At 59.9% G+C, this 387-nt stretch carries 1 protein-coding gene; it reads right to left on the bottom strand.

Features of this window, described 5'->3' with window-relative positions; translation table 11 throughout:
• Positions 1 to 387, bottom strand: a 387-nt coding sequence (locus tag THS27_RS26815; protein ID WP_210403046.1) for an antA/AntB antirepressor family protein, incomplete at both ends; no start/stop codon positions are given.

Raw genomic sequence — 387 nt, 5'->3', positions numbered from 1 at the left:
GGAATGCGGGCAGCGCCGCACCGAAACCGGCGGGCGGGTTTGCAGCGCCCATGCCCGCATCCGCGCCCCGATTTTGCGGTTAAGCCCGCTGCGCCCCTTTTGCACGGCATTATGCTCAACCAGCAATTCACGCACCGAAACATATTCCAGCGCCGCCACCCGCGCATTCGACGACAGCCGCAGCGAAACCGCCTGCTCTACCCGCGCTTCAATCAGCCGCATCATCTGGCGTTCCATATCCGCCAGATACCGCGCCGGGCTTTCATTCAGGCGGCGTTCACAGGCAATAAAATAACGGCGCGCCGACCGGCCCTTTTCGCTGTTATCCACCATGCAAACCTCTTTCGCCATATCGAGGCTTAAATGGTAATCAACCATCATTTGCGC

Source organism: Thalassospira sp. MCCC 1A01428, assembly GCF_002115825.1.
Lineage (GTDB): Bacteria > Pseudomonadota > Alphaproteobacteria > Rhodospirillales > Thalassospiraceae > Thalassospira.
Note: the sequence above shows the minus strand (reverse complement) of the source record. Positions and strands in the feature narration are given on the sequence as shown.